Source organism: Moorena sp. SIO4E2, from assembly GCF_010671945.1.
GTDB classification, from domain to species: domain Bacteria; phylum Cyanobacteriota; class Cyanobacteriia; order Cyanobacteriales; family Coleofasciculaceae; genus Moorena; species Moorena producens.
In genome coordinates, this window is the sequence record NZ_JAAHIE010000696.1 from 1 (window position 1) to 3,292 (window position 3,292).

The window sequence follows — 3,292 nt, forward strand, 5'->3', positions numbered from 1 at the left end:
TCTGAAACCAGTAGCTCTTCCTCACCTCCCTACCCTGAAAAATCTGGAACGTTGCGGATTAGTCGAAAAGCAACTATTACAGCAGCTAATGCTAGTAATGTTGCTAGAGTTCCAAGTAAATCTATTCAAGATCTACCTCTGGCTCAAACCAATAGTCCATCATCCCCAACTACAGTTTCCAGAAAAGAGGATAGCTCAGATAAAGAGGATACCGAGGATACGGTAATTCAAACCAAAATTATCCCGAATCAGCCCAAATCAGGTCAGATTACCTCTCCAGGTGATACCATAAATAACTCTAGCCCAGATTTCCCTCTGGCTAAAACTACAAGGGCATCATCTCCAACTACAGTATCTAGAAAAGAGGATAACGATCAGACAGTAATTCAAGCCAAAATTATCCCGAATTCTGGTAAACTATCCTCTCAAGGAGATACCATCACTCAAGCTAGTCATTCCCAAACTATAAGTCACAGTAACTCTAGTCCAGATTTTCCTCTGGCTAAAACTACGAGTACATCATCCTCAACTACAGTGTCTAGAAAAGAGGATAACGATCAGACAGTAATTCAAGCTAAAATTATCCCGAACTCAGGGAATCTAACCTCTCAAGGTGATAGCATAAATAACTCTAGTCCAGATTTAACTCTGGCTAAAACTACGAGTACATCATCCTCAAGTACAGTGTCTAGAAAAGAGGATAACGATCAGACAGTAATTCAAGCTAAAATTATCCCGAACTCAGGGAATCTAACCTCTCAAGGTGATAGCATAAATAACTCTAGTCCAGATTTAACTCTGGCTAAAACTACAAGGGCATCATCCCCAAGTCAAGTATCTAGAAAAGAGGATAGCTCAGATACGGTAATTCAAGCCAAAATTATCCCGAACTTAGGTCAGATCACCTCTCCAGGTAATAACATAAATAACTCTAGTCCAGATTTCCCTCTGGCTAAAACGACAAGTGCCTCATCCCCAACTACAGTATCTAGAAAAGAGGATAACGAGGAGACTGTAATTCAAGCTAAAATTATCCCGAACTCAGGGAATATTACCTCTCAATATGATACCCTAAGTAAAGCTAGTCATTCCCAAACTAGAAGTCACAGTAACTCTAGTCCAGATTTACCTCTGGCTAAAACGACAAGTGCCTCATCCCCAAGTCAAGTATCTAGAAAAGAGGATAACGAGGATACTGTAATTCAAGCTAAACTCTCGCCAAATTCTGGTCAACTAATCTCTGAAAGTCCCACCATCACTCAAGCTAGTCATTTCCCAAGTCAAGTTAACAGTAACTCTAGTCCAGATTTACCTCTGGCTAAAACGACAAGTGCCTCATCCCCAACTACAGTATCTAGAAAAGAGGATAACGAGGATACTGTAATTCAAGCCAAGATTATCCCGAATCAGCCCAAATTAGGTCAGATTACCTCTCAAGGTACCACCATTACTCAAGCTAGTCATTCCCAAACTAGAAGTCACAGTAACTCTAGTCCAGATTTCCCTCTGGCTAAAACTACGAGTCAATCATACCAAAGCACAATTCAAGCTAAAAATAAACCTCTAATTAAAGGAATTATCCAAAGCAAAGCAGCAGAAAAAAACTATCAACCAACTGGTATCATACAGAAACAGCAGGAAAATTTCCCTGTACAACTATCCCAAAAAGCCTCAATTGCTAGTAACCCTACTGTAGTTTCCACAACCCCTAGCCAGTTATCTTCCTCATCTGAGTTAAACAGGGTTTGGCTGAAAACTACCAATACCATAGAGGCTAATACCATAGAGGCTAGTAAAAACTTATCAACCACAAACTCCCATCATCAGAAACTGCCTCTACCTCTAGCAATCACCCAAATAAAAACGAATGGAGCGATCGCACGTCAAACCAATGCAGTGGAAAACTCTACCGTTCAAGCAATGGCGGGAAATGCCACAACCCCGATGTCTACCCCAGAAACAGCATCAGCATCAGGGATAGATTTAACAAAAGTGGCTGAACAAGTCAGTCGTATTCTGGCTCGTAAACTAATGGTAGAAAGGGAACGTCGGGGAATCGGAAAATGGCATTAGAAAAACTAACTATTATTCCTTTGAAGTGGCAAAAAAATAAAGACAAGAAGTACCGTGCTGTAGAGGTTATAGATTCGGAAGAGAAAAAAAGCTATCCAGAGGTTAAGGTTTTATTTAACCCCGAATCCTATACTGTCAAAAAAGGTGTTACTTGGAGTGGTTCGAGCCAAAAAGAATATAATGCGCCAATTTTAGATTTTGGTGGGGGGGGAAGTCGGGAACTAACTCTGGAATTGTTATTTGATGTTTCCGAAGGGGTTAAAAATTCACGATCTCAGAATTTTGAGCGTAAGAATAATAGTTTATTAGATAGTACTGCCATCGACGATGTACGGGAGGAAACCAATAAACTTGTTGCCCTTACCCGCACGCGACGTGTTAAGGATAAAGAGCAACCACCACTAGCTTGTAAGGTTTACTGGGGTGAAGCACCAACTAATTCTGACTTCCCTTTTGTGGGGGTGATTACTAATCTTACCCAAACCTTCACCCTATTCAAAAGTAATGGTAAACCGATACGAGCAAAAGTCAACATCACTTTTTTGGAATATCTCAATCCAGAAGATGATAAACGGCGTACCGATCCAGAATTAACTACTCGTATTGTCAAAAGCGGTGAAACCCTCAGCAACATTGCGGCGGATGTCTATGGTAATCCTAAGCTGTGGCGACTCATTGCTGAAGAAAATCAATTGGATAATCCCCGTCAGCTTGACATTGGTAAAACCTTAACTATTCCCAAATTGCTTTGATAGTTATGATTGATTGCTGTAGCAAGCCCAAGGGTTATGCGTTACTATTGCCTATTGCTAGCATGCCTATTGCCTCTTGCCTGTTCCCTGTTCCCAGATCCGCTGCTCCCTACTCCCTACTCCCTACTCCCTACTCCCTTTTAACTTTTAAAAATGCCATTTACCCAACCCCAATCCTCAATATTTACCAAGTATGAAATTCTAGTTAATGGTTCGCGTTTACCAGAGTCAGCACAGTTCCATATTACTGGGTTAACAGTAGACGAAGAGATTAATTTGCCCAGTATGTTTACCTTAGAATTGGGCAGTTTGGATGTGCAGGAAGGGGAAGTATTGTGGTTGGATAACTCTTTGTTCAGTATTGGGAATACCCTAGAAGTGAAATTGGGTTACCGGGGAAACCTAACTACCCTCATGGTTGGGGAAATTACCGCTATAGAACCAGAGTTTACGATTCAGCGATTACC

General features: G+C 41.0%; 2 protein-coding genes and 1 pseudogene. All 3 read left to right on the forward strand.

Going from position 1 to position 3,292, the window contains the following annotated elements; genetic code table 11:
• A partial coding sequence (locus tag F6K37_RS35585; RefSeq protein WP_287255607.1) for a hypothetical protein occupies positions 1 to 2,073 on the forward strand: 2,073 nt, incomplete at its 5' end.
• Complete coding sequence (locus tag F6K37_RS35590; protein ID WP_287255609.1) at positions 2,064 to 2,825, forward strand: CIS tube protein; 762 nt, start codon at positions 2,064 to 2,066, stop codon at positions 2,823 to 2,825. The genes F6K37_RS35585 and F6K37_RS35590, both read left to right, overlap by 10 nt.
• Positions 2,826 to 2,978: 153 nt before the next feature.
• Positions 2,979 to 3,292 (forward strand): annotated as a pseudogene (locus tag F6K37_RS35595) (phage late control D family protein); the annotation flags it as partial.

Bases quoted from the DNA above. Each gene is read 5' to 3' on its own strand.
- F6K37_RS35590 (WP_287255609.1), top strand. From the start codon at position 2,064: ATGGCATTAGAAAAACTAACTATTATTCCTTTGAAGTGGCAAAAAAAT.